This window comes from Roseateles toxinivorans (genome assembly GCF_004362525.1).
Taxonomy (GTDB): domain Bacteria; phylum Pseudomonadota; class Gammaproteobacteria; order Burkholderiales; family Burkholderiaceae_C; genus Paucibacter; species Paucibacter toxinivorans.
The window spans coordinates 754,718-776,964 of sequence record NZ_SNXS01000003.1 but is presented as its reverse complement, the minus strand read 5'-3'; the positions used below and the strand labels follow the sequence as shown (position 1 = coordinate 776,964).

The window sequence follows — 22,247 nt, the reverse complement described above, 5'->3', positions numbered from 1 at the left end:
GGTCCTGCCTCATGTTGTGGCGGCGCGCAGCGCAAAGGCGCTGAGCAGCATGCCCAGCACATACAGGGTCACGCCATTGGCGCTGTACCAGGTGGCGCGCTCCCGCGGCAGGGCCAGAAAGCGCTTCATCAGCAGCAGCTGCACCAGCAGCAGGCCGGCCACGCCCAGGCCATGCCAGCCCTGGCCCCAGTGCCACAGCAGCAGGGCCACCACCACCTGCGGGGCGACCATCACGATGCAGGCCACCCAGGCGGCACCGGAGACGCCCAGCATCACCGGCAGCGAGTCGATGCCCATCTGGCGGTCGCCTTCGATGGACTTGAAGTCGTTCAGCGTCATGATGCCGTGGGCACCGAGGCTGTAAGCCAGGGCCAGGGCCACCGAGCGGCCATCGGGCCATTGGCCCATGGCCATCACGGCGGCACCGGTGATCCAGGCCAGACCTTCGTAGCACAGGCCGCAGGCGGCATTGCCCCACCAGCCGTTGCGCTTCAGGCGCAGCGGCGGCGCGCTGTAGGCCCAGGCAAGCAACAGGCCGAACACGGCAGCCAGAAAGCCCGCCCGGCCCAGCTGCCAGGCCAGCAGCAGCGACAGCAGGGTCCAGATCACCGCGATGTAGAGGCCCCACTGGCCCGGCATGCGGCCCGACGGTATTGGCCGCTGCGGCTCGTTGATGGCATCGACATGGCGGTCAAACCAGTCATTGACCGCCTGGCTGGTCGCGCAGACGAAGGGCCCGGCCAACAGCACGCCGGCAATGATCAGTGGCCAGCGCCCCTCGGCCGGCAGGCCCGAGGCCACCACACCGCAGCCAAAGGCCCACATCGGCGGAAACCAGGTGATCGGTTTGAGCAGTTCGGCGACGGCGGAGAAGGCAGGGCGCTGCATGCCTTCATTCTGGCCTGACGATTCAATATGTCAAGACAGATTTACACCCAATCCTGATCGTCTCAGTCGTTGGGCTCGGCGCCCATGTCCTGGATGCCGTAGCGGCGCAGCTTCACGTACAGGCTTTGCCGGGACAGGCCCAGCATCTCGGCGGCCGAGGCGCGGTTGTCGCGGGTCAGCTCCAGCGCTGCCTCGATGCACAGGCGCTCGATCAGGTCGGTGGTCTCGCCGACGATGTCCTTCAGCGGCAGGCGCCCGACCAGGCCAGTCAGTTGGTCGGCCGAGCGTGGCAGCTGGCGGCTGGCGCGGTTGTCGGCGGGCAGGCGGCGCGTCACGTCGCGGATCGAGAAACCCAGGCAGGGGCGCGGACCGTCCGGCACCGACACGGCCGAGATCTCGATCGCGCCCGGCTCACCGTAGCCGCTGCGCAGCGTGGTGGGGAACAGCCGCAGCACGCCATGCTGGCGCAAATTGCTGATCAGCACGTTCAGGTCCACCGACGAGCGGCCCAGCCAGCGGTCCAGCGACTGGCCGACCACCGACTCGTTGCCCGGCAGCTGCAGCATCTCGACGAAGGCCGGGTTGGCGCTGAGGATGCGGCCCTGCATATCGGTCAGCACAAAGGCGTCGGGCATGGCGCTGACGACGCTGAGCAGCGATGGCGCCTCGGCCGCCGCCGTCGCGCCCTGGCTCGTCGCCGGGCCCTGCTGCAACAGGCGCAGCAGCAGCAGCGAGGTGCTGTCCTGCTTGAACAGCGAGGCCGCCAGCTTGAGCTCGGTGCCGCCGTTGATCAGCTGCACCGACAACTCATCGGCGCGGCCGGCGCTGCGGGCCTGCGAGAACATGGCATAGGCACCGGCCTGGCTCTCGACGGTCAGAAACTCGATCACCGAGCGGCCCAGGATGCGTTTGCTGGGCTCACCCAGCAGGCGCGCCGCCGCCGCGTTGTACTCGAACACGGTCAGCGAGACCGCGTCCACGACCAGCAGCGATTCATCCACCGCCTCGAACAGCAGCCGGTACCGCGCCTCGGTGTGGCGCAGGCGCAGGTAGTCGCGCTCCATCGATTGCTGTGCATCGACCAGACGCTGCTGCACCGCCGCCACCGCGCTCAGATTGCGGCCCAGCGCCAGCAAACGCCCCTGGTGGCCCATGGGCACGAGGCTGTAGCTCACCGGCAATTCCTGACCCCCGGCCAGCGGATGGTTGACCTGGCGTTCGACGCGACCTGCCGGCGTCCCACCTTCGGCCGCGGCGCCGGCCAGCATGGAGCTGATCTTGGGACGGGACTCGACCGTCACCGTATCGATCCAGCGACGGCCGACCCAGCTGCGCAGATCGCCCAGCTCATGGGCCTGCCCGCTGCTCAGCGAGAGGTCGCGAATCACGCCCTGACTGTCCAGCACCAGTGCCAGATCGGCCGCAGCCGCCACGACCGAGGCCATGACCTGGGCATCCAGATCAGCAAAGTACAGCTGTGGGGTTTCAAAAAGCTGATCGGTCGATGTACCGAGGTTCTGCATCGAGCGCCCTGAATCGCAAACGGCAGCAGGAGCTGCCGCTCAACACGTTGAAGAATGAGCGTCAAGCATCGTGTTCATTCTTGACGTCAAGCTTGCTTACACGGCGCGCCGATCCAGAGATTTGCAGCTTCTATTGCTGCATTCGCCTCAATGGCCATCGCATCCGCGCCGCAGAGCGCCGACAAATCCGGCAGCAGCGCCGCCAAGGGCCCGCCCACCATCACGAAAATCCTCGGATTGACCGAGGCTTGACGCAGGCTGAGGATAGCAGAGGCCACTTGCGGGATGGACTGTGGCGTGCTGATTGACAGCCCCAACATGTCAAACCATTCGGACGAAAGCGCGGCGCGCATGTCCTGCCAGCTCGGCTTGGGCTCGCACAACACATCCCAGCCGGCGCGGGCAAAGAACTCCGCCACCATCGCCACGCCAAAGGTGTGCTGTGTGCCCGGCACCGCCGCCAGCAGCGCACGATGGCGTGGGCCTTTGCCGCCGCTGCACAGCTTGAAGCGGCTGCCCTGCTCGAACAACACCTGCTGCAGCCGCCACAAACCCATGGTGACCTGGGAGAAGTCGTAGACATCATCGTCCCACTTCGCCCCCAGGCCCTGCGCACAGGGGGCCAGCAGTTCGAGGAACACCTGGTCCAGCGCAGCGCCGGCGTCCAGCAGCGCACGCACAAAGCGCGAGCAACTGTCGGCATCGCCCTCAACGGCCAGCTTGCCCAGGGTCTCGACATGCAGCGGAGTGATCAGAAACGCCTGTACCGGCGCCCGCATCTGCCCGGGTGCCGCGCTGTGCATCAGCATCAGGCGCGGAATGATCTCCAGCTCGACGATGCGCGACAGTTGCAAGTCTGCCGCTTCGTTGACCGAGACCAGGTGCGGTACACCGGGTGGCGGTCTGGCCATCCCATCATCCGCTTGATAGGAATCGCCCTGTCCAATCAGGCGCTTGTGCTGGTCGTTTGCCAGCCGGTTCGTCGTCCATCCAGCCACCACGTGTCTCCTCGTGGGTGGAATCGCAGCAGCTTTCCATCTGCGTGCCGGAGATCATCGGCTCCAGCCATCAGCGCCTTGCGGCCCTAGCAATCACCGCCGTTCATCATTCGCATGCATCTTCAAGAAATTCGTTTGTTCTTTATGTACTGACATGGGCAGTCAACTCGCATTGACATGACCGCCACGCCTAAATGTCGGCTTCGGCTTGAGGCCCGTCAAGCCGTCTGACCTATCGAAAACCCGCGATCGCTGGAATGTCCAAGTAAATTTACGTCAATCTAGATTGACACAACGCTGGCACCGTCCTAGATTCAGGTCCATGGTGACCGCAGCAGCTTCCCTTTCCTCGCAGAAAGCCCACCCGGCCCGACGCGCACCGCTCTACACCCCAGAGGAGCGCCGGCGCCGTGATGCCAGCGCCTGGACCCTGGTGCAGGGCCTGCTGGCCCCGTTGCAGTTCCTGGTATTCCTGGTCAGCCTGGCCCTGGTGCTGCGCTTTCTGCTGACCGGTGCGGGCGAGCAGATCGCCGCGATCTCGGTGCTGATCAAGACGCTGACGCTCTACACCATCATGGTGACCGGCTGCATCTGGGAGAAGGTGGTCTTCGACCGCTGGCTGTTCGCCCCCGCCTTCTTCTGGGAAGACGTGTTCAGCATGCTGGTGCTTGCCCTGCACACGGCCTACGTGCTGGCCTGGTTCCTCGGCTGGCTGACGCCGCGCGAGCAGATGCTGCTGGCGCTCGCCGCCTATGCCAGCTACGCGATCAACGCGACCCAGTTCCTGCTCAAGTTGCGCGCAGCCAGGCTGGACCATGCCGCCAGCCTCGCTGCGGGAGCTTCAGCATGAGCGCGCCGGGCCGCTCCCAAGCGCTCATACCGAAGCGCGCAGCGCGGAGGGTAGTCCAGTGAGCGCGGTGATCCCCATCCACGCCGGCAGCGGCTGCAGCGATGCGCCGGTGCTCAAGGAGCGCGGCCAGCGCGAGGTGTTCTGCGGCCTCACCGGCATCATCTGGCTGCACCGCAAGATGCAGGACGCCTTCTTCCTGGTCGTCGGTTCGCGCACCTGTGCGCACCTGATCCAGTCGGCGGCCGGGGTGATGATTTTTGCCGAGCCGCGTTTCGCCACGGCCATACTCGATGAGCGCGACCTGGCCGGTCTGGCCGACGCACAAGACGAACTCGACCGCGTGGTCAAGCGTCTGCTGGAGCGCCGGCCCGATATCCGCCTGCTGTTCCTGGTCGGCTCCTGCCCGTCGGAGGTGATCAAGCTCGACCTCTCCCGCGCCGCGAGCCGGCTGAGCCAGCAGTTCATGCCCCAGGTGCGGGTGCTGAACTACTCGGGCAGCGGCATCGAAACCACCTTCACCCAGGGCGAGGACGCCTGCTTGGCGGCGCTGGTGCCGGTGCTGCCCGTGTCAATGCAGCAGCAGGCACCCGAGCTGCTGATCGTCGGCGCGCTGGCCGATGTGGTCGAGGACCAGTTCAGCAGGCTGTTCAATGCGATGGGCCTGAAGCAGTTCGCCTTCTTCCCCTCGCGCAGCTCGACCGCCCTGCCCGCCATCGGCCCGCAGACGCGCTTTCTGCTGGCCCAGCCCTTTCTCGGTGACACCGCCAAGGCGCTGGAAGCGCGGGGTGCACGGCGGGTGGCCAGCCCCTTCCCGCTGGGCGCCGAGGGCACGACGGCCTGGATGCAGGCGGCAGGCGCGGCCGTGGGCTTGAGCGCAGCAACGGTCGATCAGGCCATCACCCCGGCCCGCCAGCGCGCAGAGCTGGCGTTGGCCGCCCATCGCGAGCAGCTGCAGGGCAAGAGCATCTTCTTCTTCCCCGACTCGCAGCTGGAGCTGCCGCTGGCGCGCTTTCTGTCGCGTGAACTGGGCATGACGTTGACCGAGGTCGGCACACCCTATCTTCACCGCCAGCACCTGGCCGAGGAGCTGGCCTGGCTGCCGGCCGGCACCCTGCTGTCCGAAGGCCAGGATGTGGAGAAGCAGCTGGACCGTTGCCGCGCCGCGCGACCCGATGTGGTGGTCTGCGGCCTGGGCCTGGCCAACCCGCTTGAAGCCGAAGGCTTCACGACCAAGTGGTCTATCGAGCTGGTGTTCACGCCCATCCAGGGCTTCGAGCAGGCCGGCGATCTGGCCGGGCTGTTCACCCGCCCCTTGACCCGTCGCCAGTTGCTGGCCGCCTGAGCAGGAAACAGCGCCATGCAACTCACCCTCTGGACTTACGAAGGCCCGCCGCACGTCGGCGCGATGCGCATTGCCACCGCGATGCGCGAGGTCCACTACGTGCTGCATGCCCCCCAGGGCGACACCTATGCCGACCTGCTGTTCACGATGATTGAGCGCCAGGCCAAGCGCCCGCCGGTGACCTACACCACCTTCCAGGCCCGCGACCTGGGCGGCGACACCGCCGACCTGTTCAAGAACGCCACCCGCGAGGCCTTCGAGCGCTTCAGACCGCAGGCGATGCTGGTCGGCGCCTCCTGCACGGCCGAGCTGATACAGGACGATCCCGGCGGCCTGGCCCAGGCACTGGCCCTGCCCATCCCGGTCATACCGCTGGAGCTGCCGGCCTACCAGCGCAAGGAGAACTGGGGGGCGGCCGAGACCTTCTATCAGCTGGTGCGCACGCTGGCTGTGAAGCCGACGCAGCCGCGCGAAAAAGGCGGTCAGCCACGCTGCAACATCCTGGGCCCCACGTCGCTGGGCTTCCGCCACCGCGACGATGTGCGCGAGATCCGCCAGCTGCTCGAACAGATCGGCCTGGCCGTCAATGTGGTCGCGCCGCTGGGCGCCTCGCCGCAAGACCTGGCACGGCTGGCCGATGCCGACTTCAATGTTGTGCTCTACCCCGAGACTGCGCACCAGGCCGCCAGCTGGCTGACGCGCAATCTGGGTCAGCCGGCGACGAAGACGATACCGATAGGCGTGGCCGCCACGCGGGCCTTTGTTCGAGAGGTCGCACAGCTGGCGGGGCTGGACCCGGATGCGGCGGCGACCGAAGCGCAGGCCCGCTCGGCCTGGTATGCGAAGTCGGTCGATTCCAACTACCTGACCGGCAAGCGCGTGTTCGTGTTCGGCGACGCCACGCACGCGATTGCTGCCGCCCGCGTGGCCGCCCGCGAGCTGGGCTTCAAGGTCGTCGGCCTGGGCAGCTACAGCCGCGAATTCGCCCGCGATGTGCGCGAGGCAGCGGCGCAGTACGGCGTCGAGGCCCTGATCAGCGATGACTATCTGGAGGTCGAGGCCGCGATCACGGCCGCAGGCCCGGAGTTGGTGCTGGGCACGCAGATGGAGCGCCACATCGCCAAGCGCCTGGGCCTGCCCTGCGCGGTGATCTCGGCGCCGGTCCATGTGCAGGACTTCCCGGCCCGCTACTCGCCGCAGATGGGTTTCGAGGGTGCCAATGTGCTGTTCGACAGCTGGGTCCATCCGCTGATGATGGGACTGGAGGAACATCTGATCGGCATGTTCCGCGGCGACTTCGAGTTCCATGAAGACGCCGCGCCCTCGCACCTCGGCGGCGCCGCCAAGCCAGTCCCCATCGCGCTGCCCGCGCCAGAACCCGACAAGCAAGAAGGTCCAGCCGCCGCGATCCCGGCAGCCTGGGCCCCTGATGCCGAGAAGGAGCTTCGCAAGATCCCCTTCTTCGTGCGCGGCAAGGCCCGCCGCAACACCGAAGCGTATGCCCTGAGCAAAGCCGTACCGGTGATCACCATCGAGACACTCTATGACGCCAAAGCGCACTTTAGCCGCTAGGGAAGATGCAATGAACGTGGTCATCGTGACCATGGACAGCCACCTGGCCAGCGCCACCGAACGCGCGAATGCCACGCTCTCAAGAGCGATGCCCGGCCTGCGCCTCACCGTCCACGCCGCCGCCGAGTGGGGCGACAACCCGGCAGCGCTGGCGCGCTGCAAGGCCGATATCGCGAGGGGCGACATCATCATCGCCTCGATGCTCTTCCTCGAAGACCACTTTCTGCCCATCCTGCCCGACCTGCAGGCGCGGCGCGGGCAATGCGATGCGATGGTCTGCGCCATGTCGGCCGCCGAGGTGACCAAGCTCACCCGCATGGGCAAGTTCGACATGTCGGCACCGGCCACCGGCGCGATGGCCTTTCTGAAGCGCTTGCGCGGCAAGCCGCCGGGCAAGGACGACGGCAATAAAGGAACAGCGGGAGCGCAACAGATGAAGACCCTGCGCATGCTGCCCAAGCTGCTGCGCTTCATCCCCGGCACGGCCCAGGACGTGCGGGCCTACTTCCTGACCCTGCAATACTGGCTGGCCGGCTCGCAGGACAATATCGCGAACATGGTGAGGCTGCTGGTCGAGCGCTATGCCGAGGGCCCGCGCAAGCCCTTGCGCCTCACCGCCAGGCCACAGCAGCCGATCGAGTACCCGGAGATCGGCCTTTACCACCCGCGCATGAGCCACCCGGCCGGCGTCGGCCTGATGGCACGCACGCTGGAGGCGCTCCCCAAGGTGGCGACCACCGGCAGCCGCGGCACGGTGGGCCTGCTGCTGATGCGCTCCTACATCCTGGCCGGCAATGCCGACCACTACAACGGCGTGATCACCGCGCTGGAGGCGCGCGGCCTTCGTGTGATCCCGGCCTTTGCCACCGGCCTGGACCAGCGCCCCGCCATCGACGCCTTCTTCCACACCGAAGACGGTCGCACCCGCATCGACGCGCTGGTCTCGCTGACCGGCTTCTCGCTGGTCGGCGGCCCGGCCTACAACGACGCCAAGGCGGCCGAGGACATCCTGGCCCGGCTGGACGTGCCCTATCTGGCCGTACACCCGATCGAGTTCCAGACCCTGGATCAATGGGGCGGCTCGTCGCGCGGCCTGCTGCCGGTGGAGTCCACCATCATGGTGGCCATTCCCGAACTCGACGGCGCAACGGGCGCGATGGTCTTCGGCGGCCGGGCCAATGCCGCGCACATCGCCTGCACCGGCTGCAGCCATGCCTGCCGCTTCGAGAACGTCGTCGACGCGCACGACATGCACAGCTGCATCGAGCGGGCCGATACGCTGGCCGCGCGGGTCGGCAAGCTGGTCGACCTGCGCCGCTCCGAACGGGCCGAGCGCCGGGTCGCCGCGGTCGTCTTCAACTTCCCGCCGAACGCCGGCGCCACCGGCACGGCCGCCTTTCTGTCGGTGTTCGAGTCGCTCTACAACACGATGGCGGCGCTGCAGCGCGAGGGCTATCAGGTCGAGTTGCCGGACAGCGTCGATGCGCTGCGCGAGCGCATCATCACCGGCAACGCGGCGCGCTTCGGCGCGATGGCCAATGTGCATCACCGCATCCCCGCCAACGAGCATCTGCGGCGCGAGAAGTACCTGGGTGAGATCGAAGCCCAGTGGGGCCCGTCGCCGGGCAAGCAGCAGAGCGACGGCAGCCACATCTTTGTGCTGGGCGAGCGCTTCGGCAATGTCTTCGTCGGCATACAGCCGGCCTTCGGCTACGAGGGCGATCCGATGCGCCTGCTGTTCGAGAAAGGCTTTGCGCCCACCCATGCCTTCTCGGCCTTCTACCGCTGGCTGCGCGAGGACTTCGCCGCCCACGCGGTGCTGCACTTCGGCACCCACGGCGCGCTGGAGTTCATGCCCGGCAAGCAGGCCGGCATGTCGGGCAGCTGCTGGCCCGACCGGCTGATCGGCGACCTGCCGAACCTCTACCTCTACGCCTCGAACAACCCGTCCGAGGGCACGATCGCCAAGCGCCGTGCGGCCGCCACCCTGATCAGCTACCTGACGCCACCGGTCGCCGAGGCCGGACTCTACAAGGGCCTGGTCGATCTGAAGGACGCCCTGGAGCGTTACCGCAGCCTGGAGCCAGAGGCTAAAGGAGAGCGCGACGAGCTGAGCCTGATGATCCAGGCCCAGGCCGCCGAGCTGGACCTGGCACCGGCCGAGCCGCTATGGGCGGCGGATGCCGAGGCGCGCATCGCCAGGCTCAGCGAGCAGGTGCTGGAGCTCGAGTACACCCTGATTCCCCACGGCCTTCATGTCGTCGGCCAGCCGCCCAGCGAGGCCGAGCGGGTGGACCTGCTGCTGTCCTGCGCCGAGGCCTCGCATGGCGTGAAACCCGAGCGCGCGGTGATCGAGGCCCTGGTTGCCAACGGCATGCCGGCCAGCGACACGGACCTGCAAGACCTGGCCCTGCTTCAGAAGCTCAGCGAGATGGACCAGCTGATGGCCGAGGACCACGAGATCAACGGCATCCTGCATGCGCTGGACGGCCGCTTCCTGCGGCCCGCCCCCGGCGGCGACCTGCTGCGCACGCCGGCCATCCTGCCCACCGGCCGCAATCTGCACGGCTTCGACCCCTTCCGCATCCCCAGCGCCTACGCGGTCAAGGACGGTGCGCGCCAGGCCGAGCGCCTGCTGGCCAAGCACATGGGCGTCGGCAACCCGCTGCCCGAGTCCATCGCCATGGTCCTGTGGGGCACCGACAACCTGAAGAGCGAGGGCGGCCCGATCGCCCAGGTGCTGGCCCTGATGGGTGCCAGGCCCCGCTTCGACAGCTATGGCCGGCTGGCCGGCGCCGAGCTGATCGCGCTGGCCGAGCTGGGCCGGCCGCGCATCGACGTGGTGATCACGCTGTCGGGCATCTTCCGCGACCTGCTGCCGCTGCAGATCAAGCTGCTGGCCGAGGCCGCGTTCCTCGCCGCGCAGGCCGACGAGCCGCCGGAGCAGAATTTCATCCGCAAGCATGCGCTGGCCTTCCAGGCCCAGCATGGCGGCGATCTGGAGACCGCAGCGCTGCGCGTGTTCGGCAACGCCGAAGGTGCCTACGGGTCGAACATCAACAGCCTGATCGACAACAGCCGCTGGGAAGACGGTGATGAGCTGGCCGAGACCTACAGCCGTCGCAAGGGCTTTGCCTACGGCCGGGCCGGGCGGCCGGTGCAGCAGGCGGCGCTGCTGCAAAGCGTGCTGGCCGATGTGCAGCTGGCCTACCAGAACCTTGATTCGGTCGAGCTGGGCATCACCACGGTGGACACCTATTTCGACACGCTGGGCGGCGTCAGCCGGGCGATCAAGCGGGCCAAGGTGCGCAAGGACGGCGACGATGCGCAGATGGCCCCGGTCTATATCGGTGACCAGACCCGCGACAGCTTTGGCGGCGGCACGGTGCGCACGCTGTCCGAGCAGGTGGCGCTGGAAACCCGCACCCGCATGCTCAACCCGAAGTGGTTTGAAGCCATGCTCAAGCATGGCTACGAGGGTGTGCGCCAGATCGAGGTGCATGTCACCAACACGATGGGCTGGTCGGCCACCACCGGCCAGGTCCAGCCCTGGGTCTACGAGCAGCTGAGCGCCACCTTCATCCTCGACCCCGAGATGCGTGAGCGCCTGGCCCGGCTGAACCCGACCGCCTCGGCGCGGGTCGCCAACCGCCTGCTCGAAGCGTACGAACGGCAGTACTGGCAGCCCGATGCCAGCATGCTGGAAGCCCTGCGCCAGGCCGGCGACGAACTCGAAGACCGCCTCGAAGGCGTGTTTGAAAAGGCGGCAGCATGAACACCACCCTGGCATTTCCCGTCAGTGACATCAAGCGCCGGCCCGATGGCGTGGGCAGCGTGCAGGTGCAGATGGATCCCGACGTCAGCATAGGCACGGCCAAGTGCTTTGCCATCTACGGCAAGGGCGGCATCGGCAAGAGCACCACGTCAAGCAACCTCTCGGCCGCCTTCTCCAAGCTCGGCAAAAGGGTGCTGCAGATCGGCTGCGACCCCAAGCACGACTCGACCTTCACCTTGACCAAGAAGATGCTGCCCACCGTCATCGACGTGCTGGAAACGGTCAACTTCCATGCCGAGGAGTTGCGCGTCGAGGACTTCGTCTTCGAGGGCTATAACGGCGTGATGTGCGTCGAGGCCGGCGGCCCGCCGGCCGGCACCGGCTGCGGCGGCTATGTGGTCGGCCAGACCGTCAAGCTGCTGAAGGAACACCATCTGCTGGAAGACACCGATGTGGTGATCTTCGATGTGCTCGGTGACGTGGTCTGCGGCGGCTTTGCCGCGCCGCTGCAACATGCCGACCGCGCGCTGATCGTCACCGCCAATGACTTCGACTCGATCTTCGCGATGAACCGCATCGTGCAGGCGATCGGTGCCAAGGCGAAGAACTACAAGGTGCGGCTGGGCGGCGTGATCGCCAACCGCAGCGCCGCCACCGACCAGATCGACAAATACAACGACCGCATCGGCCTGAAGCTGGCGGCCCACTTCCCCGATCTCGACGTGATACGCCGCAGCCGACTGAAGAAATCGACGCTGTTCGAGATGGAGCCCTCGCCCGAGCTGGAGCGGGTGCAAAAGGAATACATGCGCCTGGCCGCCGCGCTGTGGCTGGGCAGCGAGCCCTACAACTGCGTGCCGATGAAGGACCGCGACATCTTTGATCTGCTGGGGTTTGATTGATGGCTGCTGACCACTACCTCCAACGCCGCGACGAGATCGAGACCTATTTCGACCGCACCGCCGTGCAGGCCTGGGCGCGGCTGACCTCGGACGCGCCGGTGGGCCGCATCCGCGCCACCGTGCGCGCCGGCCGCGACCAGATGCGCGGCACCCTGCTGTCCTGGCTGCCCGACGATCTGCGCGGCCTGCGCCTGCTCGATGCCGGCTGCGGCACCGGCGCGCTGGCGGTGGCGGCGGCCCAGCGCGGCGCCTCGGTGCTGGCGATCGATCTGTCGCCAACCCTGGTCGAGCTGGCCCGCGAGCGCCAGCCATCATTCGACAGCGGCGGCGCCATCGACTTCCGCTCGGGCGACATGCTGGCACCGGCACTCGGCGAGTTCGATTATGTGGTCGGCATGGACTCGCTGATCCACTACGACGCCGGCGATGCGGTCGATGTGCTGGCCGGCCTGGCCCAGCGCACGCGCCGCGCGATGCTGTTCACCTTCGCGCCCAGCAACCCGGCGCTGGAGCTGTTCAAGGCGGTGGGCAAGCTGTTTCCGCGCGGTGACCGCTCGCCGTCCATCGTGCCGGTGGCCGAGCGCCATCTGCATCGCAAGCTGGCCGAACACCGCCATCTGCAGGGCTGGGCGCGGGGGCGCACGCAGCGCATTTCCAGCGGCTTCTACACCTCGCAGGCACTGGAGCTGGTGCAGCCATGAGCGCCGTCAAGCCTGTCACCGCCGCCAGGCAGCTGAACGACAGGCTGGCCTTGAAGTGGACGCGCCTGGGCACGCAGTTCCTGCCCTTTGCCGATGTGGCGACCAAGGAATTGCCGCTGCCGCGGCTGATGCGGCTGGCCCTGTTCCAGGTCTCGGTCGGCATGGCCTATGCGCTGCTGGTCGGCACCCTGAACCGGGTGATGATCGTCGAGCTGGGCGTTGCTACCTGGCTCGTGGCACTGATGGTGGCGCTGCCGCTGCTGGCCGCGCCGTTTCGCGCCTTGATCGGCTACCGCTCCGACATCCATCTGTCGGCGCTGGGCTGGCGGCGGGTGCCCTATCTCTGGTTCGGCTCGCTCTTGCAGTTCGGCGGCCTGGCCATCATGCCGTTTGCGCTGATACTGCTGACCCCGGGCGCCGACACCCAGCCGGGCGGCGCCGTCATCGGCCATATCGCGGCGTGCCTGGCCTTTGTGATGGTCGGTGCCGGCATGCAGACCACCCAGACTGCCGGCCTGGCCCTGGCCACTGATCAGGCCACGCCGGAGACCCGGCCGCGCGTCGTCGCACTGATGTATGTGATGCTGCTGGTCGGCATGGCGATGTCCAGCCTGCTGTTCAGCCTGGTGCTGCAAGACTTCAGTGCCACCCGCCTGGCCGGTGTGGTGCAAGGCGCGGCGATGCTGACCATGCTGTTCAACACCATCGCGCTCTGGAAGCAGGAGGCCCGCGGCAGCGTCAGCCGCCGGGCCGACGCGGCACCGCAGCCATCGTTCCGCGAAGTCTGGCGGCGCTTTGCCGGGCAGCGGAAGACGCGCCGCTTCCTGCTCGCCGTAGCACTGGGCACGGCCGCCTTCAATATGCAGGACATCGTGCTGGAGCCCTATGGCGGCGCGATCCTGGGGCTGTCGGTGGGCGCCACAAGTTTGCTGACGGCCGGCATGGCCCTGGGCTCGGTGCTGGCCTTCGCCATCGCCGCCCGGTTGCTGCAGCGCGGCTTCGACGCCCATCGCCTGGCCGCCATCGGTGTGCTGGTCGGCGTCTGCGCCTTCTCGGCGGTGATCTTCGCCGCCCCGCTCGATTCGAGCCTGCTGTTCCGCTTCGGCAATTTCCTGATCGGCCTGGGCGGCGGACTGTTCGCCGTCAGCACCCTGTTCGTGGCCATGAGCCTGGAGCGCGAAGGCCTGGCCGGCCTGGCCCTGGGCGCCTGGGGCGCGATGCAGGCCACGGCCGGCGGCATGGCGGTGGCCCTGGGCGGCGCGCTGCGCGACGGTTTCGAGACGCTGGCTGCTACTGGCTGGCTCGGCACCGCGATGTCGGAGCCGCAGGTCGCCTACAGCGTCGTCTATCACCTGGAGATCGCGCTGCTGTTCGGCACGCTGATCGCCATCGGTCCCCTGGTGCGCCCGGCAGGCGCGCCCCGTCCGTCAGGTCAGCGCTTCGGGCTGGCCGAGTTTCCTGGCTAGGAGCTACACATGCAAACCGGTGCCATCACAGGCTATATCGACGTGGCGCAACTCGCGCTCTACGCCTTCTGGATCTTCTTCGCGGGGCTGATCTACTACCTGCACCGAGAGAACAAGCGCGAGGGCTATCCGCTGGAGTCCGACCGCTCGGAGCACATCACGGTGCAGGGCTGGCCCGCCGTGCCGACACCCAAGACCTACAAGCTGGCCAACGGCGACACCGTGCAGGCGCCCAACAACAAGGCCGCCAACCAGCCGCCGCTGCACGAGGGCGTGTGGCGCGGCGCGCCGCTGCAGCCCAGCGGCAACTTGCTGCTGGCCGGCGTGGGGCCGGGCTCCTGGAACGACCGTGCGGACGTGGCCGACCTGACCTTCGAGGGCCTGCCCAAGATCGTGCCGCTGCGGGTGGCCGGCGGCTTCGGTGTCGCCAAACAGGACATCGATCCGCGCGGCCTGCCGGTGATAGGTGCCGATGGCGAGACCGGCGGTCGGATTGTCGATCTGTGGGTCGACCGTTCGGAGATGCTGTTCCGCTACCTGGAGCTTGAAACCACCGGCGGCCGCCGCGTGCTGCTGCCGATGAACTTCGCCCGCGTGCAGCAGCGCCGCATCGGCGTCAATTCCATCCTCGGTGCGCAGTTCGCCAACGTGCCGTCCACCAGGCACGCCGAGCAGGTGACCCTGCTGGAAGAGGAAAAGATCATGGCCTACTACGGCGCCGGCACCCTGTACGCCACGCCGTCGCGCCAGGAGCCGCTGCTGTGAAGGCCGTCAATCTGCTGACACCCGAACACGAGCACGAGTTCGAGGCCGTCCACGGCCTGCCCGAGACCCTGCCGGCCGGCGAGACCCTGCTCTGGCAGGGCAGTCCGGAGCCGCTGCAGATGGCCCGGCAGGCCCTGCATCTGGACGGGCTGCTGGTCTACTTCGGCCTGCTGCTGGGCTGGCGCGGCGTCAGCAGCTGGTACGACGGCGCAAGCGCCTGGCAGACGCTGACGGCGATGGCCGGCATGCTGCCGCTGATCGCATTGGCGCTGGCGCTGCTGGGCACGATCGCCTGGCTGATCGCCCGCACCAGCGTCTACACCATCACCAACCGCCGCATCGTGATGCGCCTGGGCGTGGTCCTGAGCATCACCTTCAACCTGCCGTTCGCGCAGATCGGCGCGGTGGCCCTGCGCCGACGCGGCAACGGCGGCGGCGGCATCGTGCTGAGCCTGACGGGCAGCGACCGCATCGCCTACCTGCATCTGTGGCCCCATGTGCGGCCCTGGCAGCTCAAGCGCACCCAGCCGATGCTGCGCGCGCTGCCCGATGCCCAGGCCGTCGCCCAGACCCTGGCCCAGGCGCTGCAACGCGACCAAGCCACCCGCGCCGAGCGTACGGTCGCTTTGCCGCTGCGCGCTGTTCCCGAGCAAGAAGCCACACCTCAGCACTCGCTGAGCCCGGCCTGATCAGGAGTTGCCATGAACCCCAGCCTGAATTCCAACCTGCCCAAGCTGCCGCTGGCCGCCATGGCCGCGCTGGTGCTGGTCAGCCTGGTCAGCGTCAGCGCCGTGCGTCTGGGCGGCCTCAGTGCCGTCCAGCAGGCCGATGCCGCGACGGTCAGCACCCTGTCCCTGCGCTTTCAGGACCATGACGATGGCAGCATCGCCGTGCTCGATGCCGCCAGCGGCGCCGTGCTGGACACCGTGGCCCCTGGCACCAACGGCTTTCTGCGCAGCACCATGCGCGGCCTGGTGCGCGAGCGCAAGCGCCAGGGCCTGGGGCCCGAGACCCCGTTCCAGCTGCTCGGCCGGGCCGATGGCCGGCTGACCCTGCAGGACCCCGGCACCGGCCGCCGCATCGATCTCGAATCATTCGGCCCCAGCAACTCGGCGGTGTTCGCCAAGTTGATGCAGCCCCATACGCAAAACCAGGCAGGAGTCAGCCATGAACAGCCCCGCTGAGTTGCAAAGCCCTGAAGACGCTGCCCGCCTGGCCAAGGCCGAGACGGTGCTGACGCCGCGCTTTTACACCACCGACTACGCGGCCATGGACAAGCTGGATGTCAGCTCGATACGCGCCGAATGGGACGCCATGCTGGCCGAGTACGAGGGCGACAACAACCACGACCACTTCCAGCGCACGGCGGAGTTCACGGCCGAGGCGACGGCACTGGCCGCCCAGTGGTCGCCGCAGCTGCGGCGCGACTTCCAGGAGTTCCTGGTCAGCTCGCTGACCAGCGAATACTCCGGCTGCGTGCTCTACAACGAGATCCAGAAGAACGTCAGCAACCCCGACATCAAGCGGCTGATGCGCTATATGACGCGCGACGAATCGCGCCACGCCGGCTTCATCAACCAGTCGCTGAAGGACTTCGGCCTGGGCGTGGACCTGGTCAATCTGAAGCGCACCAAGGCGTATACCTACTTCAAGCCCAAGTACATCTTCTACGCGACCTATCTGTCCGAAAAGATCGGCTATGCCCGCTACATCACCATCTACCGCCAGCTGGAGCGCCACCCGGAGCTGCGCTTCCATCCGATCTTTCGCTGGTTCGAGCGCTGGTGCAATGACGAATTCCGCCACGGTGAATCGTTCGCGCTGATCATGCGCGCCCAGCCCGAGCTGCTGCGCGGGGCCAATGTGCTGTGGATACGCTTCTTCCTGCTCGCCGTGTACGCCACCATGTATGTGCGCGACCACACGCGGCCCTGGCTGTCCGAGGCGCTGGGCATGGATCCGACCGACTACGACTACAAGGTCTTCGACATCACCACCGAGATCTCGCGCCAGGTCTTCCCGATCAGCCTGGACACCGACCATCCGGTGTTCCGCGCCGGCATGGAGCGGCTGTGCCACTGGCAGGCCGCCGCGAACGCCGCCAAGGCACGCGGCGGGCTGATCGGTCGGCTGCAGCAGGCGCGCTGCGCGGTCGGCGCGGCCCTGACCTTCGGCCGCCTCTATCTGCTGCCGGTGCGCCAGCACGCGCTGCCGGCGCAGATGCGCGTGGCGCCGAGCTGGTAGCCAGGCTACGGAGCACGCGATGCGCCACGGCTGGCCCCTTCTCTACACGGTGTTGCTGTGGTGGTTCAGCACCGGCGTGATCATGTACCTCAACGGCATGCCGCGCGCCACCCACAAATGGCAGATGCTGGCCGCCACGGTGCTGCTTGGGGTAGCTCTGTGCGGCGTGGCCGCCAGCGCGGACGACACCCGGGTCAGCGGCGCCTATTTCGCCTTCACCGCCGCGCTGATGGTCTGGGCCTGGCAGGAGCTGGGCTTTCTGCTCGGCTATGTGACCGGCCCCAGGCGCAGCGCCTGCCCGCCCGGCGCGCGCGGCTGGGCCCGCGCCGGCCATGCGGTGATGGCCATCCTGTACCACGAGCTGGCCCTGCTGGTGCTGGCCGCCGCCCTGCTGGCGCTGACCTGGCAGCAGCCGAACCAGGTGGCGCTATGGACATTTGCCGCACTGTGGCTGATGCGCCTGTCGGCCAAGCTGAATGTGTTTCTGGGCGTGCGCAATCTCAACGAACAATTTCTGCCCGAGCACCTGCGTTATATGCACAGCTACTTCCGCCAACGGCCCAGCAATGCGCTGTTCCCGGTGGCGGTGATCGGCTCCACCCTGTTGGCGGCCAGCGTGTGGCAGGCCGCGCTGAACATCGATGCCACCGCCTTCGAGGCCACCGCCGCCAGCCTGGTGGCTGCGATGCTCAGCCTGGCCGTGCTGGAGCACTGGTTCATGGTGCTGCCGCTGCCGTCGGAGCGGCTGTGGAACTGGAGCCTGCGCGCATCGTCGCGGCACTCCAAGCCCTGAGGCTGGGGTCGAAGCGAACACTGAGCCCGAAAGTCCTCCGCAAACGCAAAATGGGTCAGAAGCTTTCACTTCTGACCCATTCACTTTTTGGTGCGGCTGGCAGGAATCGAACCCACGACCCCTTGGTTCGTAGCCAAGTACTCTATCCAGCTGAGCTACAGCCGCGAAGCCTGCGACTATAGCATGACTTTTTGGTGAATCACGAGAATTTCGCGAAATTCAGGCGTTGGCGGCGGCCTCGTAACAGCGGGCGCGGCGTTCCACATCGTCATCACGCTCGGCCATGCGGGCCAGGGTCAGCCAGCTGCGGCGGCGAACGCTGGCGGGCAGATCGCGGTCCTCGCCGGCCTGCTCCAGCATCAGCCGGGCCTTGCCCCAGAGCTGGCGTTCGGCCAGGGCATGGCCCAGGGCAAAGGCGATCGAGGCGTCCCGCGGGAAGGCATGGGCTGCCGCCTCCAGGCGCGGCAGCCACTCCGGCCCCATGCCGGGCACCGCATGGGCGAACGCCTCGCTCAGCGAAGAGCGCTCGTCGGCACCCAGCTCGCCGACCTTCTCCCAGAACGGGCGCAGCCAGCCGCGACCGTCCTCGGGCGCGCCCAGACGCGCCGCGCACTGGGCGGCACGGGCTGCCACGAACACATCACGTCGGTCGGCCGAGTCGAGCTGCTGCCAGATCACCCGCAGCTGGTCCACGTCGCGCGCCGTCTCCAGCGCCTCGAAGGCCAGCGAGCGCAGCAGGCCCTGCGCCGCCACCCGCGAGAAGCCCTGGTGCTTGGCAAGCAGCCGCGCCGTGCGCAGCGCCTCCAGCGGCTGGCTGGACAGGCGGGTGGCCTGCAGCTTCAGGCGCAGGGCCTGGGTGCGGCGGGCCACGCCCGGCGGCAGATCGGCCAGCAGGGCCAGCGCGCGGGTGGCGTCGCGGTCCTCCAGCGCCCATTCCGAGGCCAGCAGGCGGGCACCCTCTTCCGCCGAGCGCGCGGCCGGATAACGCTGGCCCAGATCCAGTGCCATCTGCAGCTGTTCATCGCGGCCCTTGCGGTCCTGCAGGCGGTGGGCGCTGCCGGCGGCCAGCACATGGCCCAGGGCCATGAAGGCCGGATCGGGGGCCAGCTCGGGCGTCTGCGCCTGGATGGCCAGGGCGCGCAGGGCCGATTTCTGCGCACGGCTGTAGCGCGCACCGAAAAACTCCGACAGCGAATCGCGCAAGGCCGCCTGGGCGCTGCGCTCACGCTGGCCCAGGCGCCACTCGCGCGCCCGCCGCGGCAGGCCGGTCAGCCGGTCCATCGCCTGTATCACGGTGACCAGGGCAAAGCAGCTGCCGATCAGCACCAGCAGGAACAGGTTCAGCGACACGTCGAGCCGCCAGCCGCTCCAGTAGATGGTCACCAGACCGTCATTGCTGCCCAGGGTCAGCGCGGCCACCACGGCCACAGCGAACAACAGCACCAACCAGATCACCGCGCGCATGCTGTGGGCTCCGCTCAGCGGCCCGCGGCCGCAGCCGACAGGGCGGCCAGGGTGTCGTCGGGGCGGGTCACATTGACCTGGCGGGCCTGGCCTGCCACCTGGCGCAGCAGCTCATTGGCGGCCAGCACCTTGCGCGAGTTGCGCTCGAAATAGCGCTCAAGTCCGCTTTGCGCATCGCGCAGATCGGCCTGGGCGGTATCAAACTGGCGGCTCAGCAGGGCCAGGCGGGCATTGAGCAGGCGCAGCTTCAGGTTCTCGCGCAGGAAAAAGGCCTGCTCCGGCGCCAGCAGCATGGCCTCGGGGTTGTCGATGCGGGTCACGCGCAGCAAGGTGCGGGCCTCGCCCCAGACCTTGCCGGCCAGCCCCGTCCACTGCGCCTGCAGCTCGGGCCACCAGCCGGTTTCGGCCGCGGCGGGCACCGGGCGCTTCTTGGCCGGCGCGCGGTCACTGGCGATGGCCTCGTCGGTCTCGGCCTTGCCACGCTGCGCCACCGACAGCAGCGGCAACTCGTCAATCAGGCGCACCGCCTCGTCAAGCTTGATCGTCAGCGAAGACACATCGACCACATTGATCGCCTTGACGCGATCCAGATCACGCGCCACGGCACGACGCACACCTTCCAGGCGCGGCTGCTTGTAGCGGGCCAGGCGCTCATCGGCCTGGCGCAGGGTGGCGACCAGGGGCTCGGCGCTGCCGGTGATCGCCGACTGCTGCAGCGCCACGCGAATCGAGGCCTCGATATCCACCAGCACGTTCTCGTCACGCGAGCGGGACAGCGACTGGATCAACTCCTCCAGCTGGCTGCGCTGCAGTGCCACCTCGGACAGCCGCGCCTCGACCAGGGCCAGCTTGGCGGCACTGTCGCGCGACACATCCTGGGCCTGGCGCGCCAGGGCCCGGGCCTCGCTGGACTCAGCCTGGGTGCTTTGCTGACGGCGCACCAGCTCCTGCTCGAGTTGCTGCACGCGCTCATGCGCCTGCCATGACAGGCCCAGTGCCAGCAGGGTCAGCAAGACCAGCAGGCCGATGGCCGCTGGCGGCACCCCGCCGTGGCGCGAGGACTTGACAGCGGGCGCAGCAACGCCACTGGCTGCAGCCTCGGTCTGAGGTCCGGATGTAGCGCCGGCCGCAGGGTCGGCAGAGGGCGTGCTGGAGGGGTTGGAAGAGGTATCGCTCACGGTTCGGCCGATTGTATAGAGCGTTAGCCGAGGGCCCGAGCCGCCGCCGCCACCTCATGCAGCTTGGGTAGCGCCAGCACAACACGGCCAAAACCCTGGGCCCCGGCGGCCTCGGCAATGCGTTCGTGCGTGGCCACCGCCCGCGCCTGCGACCAATCGGCACCGGGCGGCGCCAGGGCCGCAAGATTGCCTATCGCCTCGGCGCTGCTGAGCAACCAGACATGAGCCAGCGGTGCCGCCAGCGCCTCATCGAGCAGTCGCTGCTGCCCGGCGTCCAGCACCGGCAGCACGCGGCTGTAGCTCTGCACCGCCTCGACCACGGCGCCGCGCTCTCGCAGGCGCTCGCCCAGCCACTCGCGGCCACCATCGCCACGCACCAGCAGCACGCGCGCGCCCTGCCAGTCCAGCGGCGACAGTACCTGCCACAGGGCCTCGGAGTCGAAACTGGGCGCATCGGCGGCGGGCTCGCGCACCAGCTCGGCCGGAACCCCGGCCTCGCGTAGCGCACGGGCGCTGCCAGGGCCAACGGTGGCGGCCAGGGTCTGCGCCGGCCAGACCTGGCCCTCGGGGCGATGGGCAAAGAACTGCTGCACCGCATTCGGGCTGACGAAGACCAGCATCCGGCTCAGGGCCAGGTCTCGCCAGGCCTGGTCCAGCGCGGCCTGCTTGCTGCCGGCGCTGATGGCAATCAGCGGCAGGGCCACGGCATCCAGCCCTTCAGCCTTCAAACCCGCCACCCACTCATCGGCCTGCGCGGCCGGCCGCGTCACCAGCAGTCGCGCCAGGCCAGGGTTCAAGCGGCACTCAGATAGTCGGCGGCACCGGCGGCGCGCAGCTGGTCGGCGGCCTGCGTGCCCATGGCACGGGCGGCCTGCTCGTCGGCAATCACGGCGGCGACATTGGCGCGCAGCAAGGGCTTGTCCGTCTGCTCAGGATGACCCAGCGCGGTGCTCAGCATCAGCGTCTGCCCCTGCCAAACGGCATGGGCCGCCAGCGGCACGCTGCAGCTGCCACCCAGCGCTCTTGACACGGCGCGCTCGGCCTGCGTGGCCAGCCAGGTGGGCTTGTCGATTAGCGTCGCCAGCTTGGCGCGCAGATCAGCCGCATCGCTGCGGATCTCGATGCCCAGGGCGCCCTGGCCGGCGCAGGGAATCATCTGCTGCACATCGAAGCGGGCGCGGATGCGCCCGGCCAGGCCCAGGCGCATCAGGCCGGCGGCGGCCAGCACGATGGCGTCGTAGCCGCCCTCGTCGAGCTTGCGCAGGCGGGTGTCCAGATTGCCCCGCAGCGGCTCAATCCGCAGGTCCGGCCTCAGGGCCTTCAGCTGCACCACACGGCGCAGGCTGGAGGTGCCGACCAGGGCGCCCTGCGGCAGCTCGTCCAGCGAGGCGTAGCGGTTCGAGACAAAGGCATCGCGCGGGTCCTCGCGCTCCAGGATGGCCACCAGATCGAAGCCGGGTGGCAGATCCATCGGCACGTCCTTCAGCGAGTGCACGGCGAGATGAGCACGGCCTTCTTCGAGCGCCGTCTCCAGCTCCTTGACGAACAGGCCCTTGCCGCCGACCTTGGACAGGGTGCGGTCCAGGATCTGGTCGCCCCGGGTGGTCATGCCCAGCAAATCGACGTCCAGGCCCATCGCCTGCAGCAGGCTGCGCACATGCTCGGCCTGCCAAAGTGCCAGCCGGCTTTCGCGTGTGGCGATCAGAGTTTTTTCTTGCATGGACGAATGCTAGCAGCCCGCCGAAGACTGGCTTGCTGCAATCCAGAATGCTGCAGGCTCTGTTAC

At 68.1% G+C, this 22,247-nt stretch carries 19 protein-coding genes and 1 tRNA gene; 12 read left to right on the top strand and 8 right to left on the bottom strand.

Annotated elements, in window-relative coordinates; genetic code table 11:
- Positions 1–9 precede the first annotated feature (9 nt).
- The 3 genes from chlG to DES47_RS14875 form a co-directional block, all read right to left on the bottom strand.
- A complete protein-coding gene (chlG, locus tag DES47_RS14885; protein WP_133701484.1) occupies positions 10–888 on the bottom strand; it encodes a chlorophyll synthase ChlG in 879 nt (292 codons plus the stop codon).
- A gap of 62 nt (positions 889–950) precedes the next feature.
- Positions 951–2,411: a transcriptional regulator PpsR gene (ppsR, locus tag DES47_RS14880; RefSeq protein ID WP_166652005.1), complete on the bottom strand. Its 1,461-nt coding sequence runs from the start codon at positions 2,409–2,411 to the stop codon at positions 951–953.
- 86 nt (positions 2,412–2,497) lie between these two features.
- Positions 2,498–3,322 carry a cobalamin B12-binding domain-containing protein gene (locus DES47_RS14875; protein WP_133701483.1) on the bottom strand — a complete coding sequence of 275 codons (825 nt, stop codon included), beginning with the start codon at positions 3,320–3,322 and terminating at the stop codon, positions 2,498–2,500.
- A gap of 409 nt (positions 3,323–3,731) precedes the next feature.
- On the opposite strand from DES47_RS14875, the gene bchF reads away from it, so the two are divergent.
- Genes bchF through puhE form a run of 12 tightly spaced genes read left to right on the top strand, consistent with a single transcriptional unit; the run spans position 3,732 to position 17,819 of the window.
- Entirely contained in the window at positions 3,732–4,259 is a 528-nt protein-coding gene (gene bchF, locus DES47_RS14870) for a 2-vinyl bacteriochlorophyllide hydratase (protein WP_133701482.1), read from the top strand.
- A gap of 58 nt (positions 4,260–4,317) precedes the next feature.
- Positions 4,318–5,601 (top strand): ferredoxin:protochlorophyllide reductase (ATP-dependent) subunit N, encoded by a 1,284-nt coding sequence (locus tag DES47_RS14865; RefSeq protein WP_243748309.1) that lies wholly within the window; start codon positions 4,318–4,320, stop codon positions 5,599–5,601.
- Positions 5,602–5,616: 15 nt separating this feature from the next.
- Positions 5,617–7,173 (top strand): ferredoxin:protochlorophyllide reductase (ATP-dependent) subunit B, encoded by a 1,557-nt coding sequence (bchB, locus tag DES47_RS14860; RefSeq protein WP_133701480.1) that lies wholly within the window; start codon positions 5,617–5,619, stop codon positions 7,171–7,173.
- 10 nt (positions 7,174–7,183) lie between these two features.
- The gene (locus tag DES47_RS14855) at positions 7,184–10,948 is read left to right on the top strand and encodes a magnesium chelatase subunit H (RefSeq protein WP_243748308.1); all 3,765 of its coding nucleotides are present in this window, start codon (positions 7,184–7,186) and stop codon (positions 10,946–10,948) included.
- Positions 10,945–11,850 carry a ferredoxin:protochlorophyllide reductase (ATP-dependent) iron-sulfur ATP-binding protein gene (bchL, locus tag DES47_RS14850; protein ID WP_133701478.1) on the top strand — a complete coding sequence of 302 codons (906 nt, stop codon included), beginning with the start codon at positions 10,945–10,947 and terminating at the stop codon, positions 11,848–11,850. The genes DES47_RS14855 and bchL overlap by 4 nt, the downstream gene beginning before the upstream one ends.
- Positions 11,850–12,551, top strand: coding sequence for a magnesium protoporphyrin IX methyltransferase (bchM, locus tag DES47_RS14845; RefSeq protein WP_133701477.1), 702 nt, complete (start codon positions 11,850–11,852; stop codon positions 12,549–12,551). Before bchL ends, bchM begins: the two co-directional genes overlap by 1 nt.
- Positions 12,548–14,017 (top strand): BCD family MFS transporter, encoded by a 1,470-nt coding sequence (locus tag DES47_RS14840; protein ID WP_133701476.1) that lies wholly within the window; start codon positions 12,548–12,550, stop codon positions 14,015–14,017. The genes bchM and DES47_RS14840 overlap by 4 nt, the downstream gene beginning before the upstream one ends.
- Before the next feature lie 9 nt (positions 14,018–14,026).
- On the top strand, positions 14,027–14,782 hold the full coding sequence (puhA, locus tag DES47_RS14835; RefSeq protein WP_133701475.1) for a photosynthetic reaction center subunit H: 756 nt from the start codon (positions 14,027–14,029) through the stop codon (positions 14,780–14,782).
- A complete protein-coding gene (gene puhB / locus DES47_RS14830; RefSeq protein WP_133701474.1) occupies positions 14,779–15,471 on the top strand; it encodes a photosynthetic complex putative assembly protein PuhB in 693 nt (230 codons plus the stop codon). Before puhA ends, puhB begins: the two co-directional genes overlap by 4 nt.
- Before the next feature lie 12 nt (positions 15,472–15,483).
- The gene (puhC, locus tag DES47_RS14825; RefSeq protein WP_133701473.1) at positions 15,484–15,966 is read left to right on the top strand and encodes a photosynthetic complex assembly protein PuhC; all 483 of its coding nucleotides are present in this window, start codon (positions 15,484–15,486) and stop codon (positions 15,964–15,966) included.
- A complete protein-coding gene (gene acsF, locus DES47_RS14820; protein WP_133701472.1) occupies positions 15,950–17,026 on the top strand; it encodes a magnesium-protoporphyrin IX monomethyl ester (oxidative) cyclase in 1,077 nt (358 codons plus the stop codon). Before puhC ends, acsF begins: the two co-directional genes overlap by 17 nt.
- A gap of 19 nt (positions 17,027–17,045) precedes the next feature.
- Positions 17,046–17,819, top strand: coding sequence for a putative photosynthetic complex assembly protein PuhE (gene puhE, locus DES47_RS14815; RefSeq protein WP_133701471.1), 774 nt, complete (start codon positions 17,046–17,048; stop codon positions 17,817–17,819).
- A gap of 88 nt (positions 17,820–17,907) precedes the next feature.
- On the opposite strand, the gene DES47_RS14810 is transcribed toward puhE, so the two are convergent.
- The 5 genes from DES47_RS14810 to hemC form a co-directional block, all read right to left on the bottom strand.
- Positions 17,908–17,984, bottom strand: a tRNA-Arg gene (locus DES47_RS14810).
- Between the two features lie 54 nt (positions 17,985–18,038).
- Positions 18,039–19,283, bottom strand: a complete 1,245-nt coding sequence (locus DES47_RS14805) for a heme biosynthesis HemY N-terminal domain-containing protein (protein WP_133701470.1) — start codon at positions 19,281–19,283, stop codon at positions 18,039–18,041.
- 14 nt (positions 19,284–19,297) lie between these two features.
- Positions 19,298–20,461: a uroporphyrinogen-III C-methyltransferase gene (locus DES47_RS14800; RefSeq protein WP_243748307.1), complete on the bottom strand. Its 1,164-nt coding sequence runs from the start codon at positions 20,459–20,461 to the stop codon at positions 19,298–19,300.
- A gap of 23 nt (positions 20,462–20,484) precedes the next feature.
- A complete protein-coding gene (locus DES47_RS14795; protein WP_133701468.1) occupies positions 20,485–21,258 on the bottom strand; it encodes a uroporphyrinogen-III synthase in 774 nt (257 codons plus the stop codon).
- On the bottom strand, positions 21,255–22,181 hold the full coding sequence (hemC, locus tag DES47_RS14790; RefSeq protein WP_133701467.1) for a hydroxymethylbilane synthase: 927 nt from the start codon (positions 22,179–22,181) through the stop codon (positions 21,255–21,257). Before hemC ends, DES47_RS14795 begins: the two co-directional genes overlap by 4 nt.
- Positions 22,182–22,247: the final 66 nt, after the last annotated feature.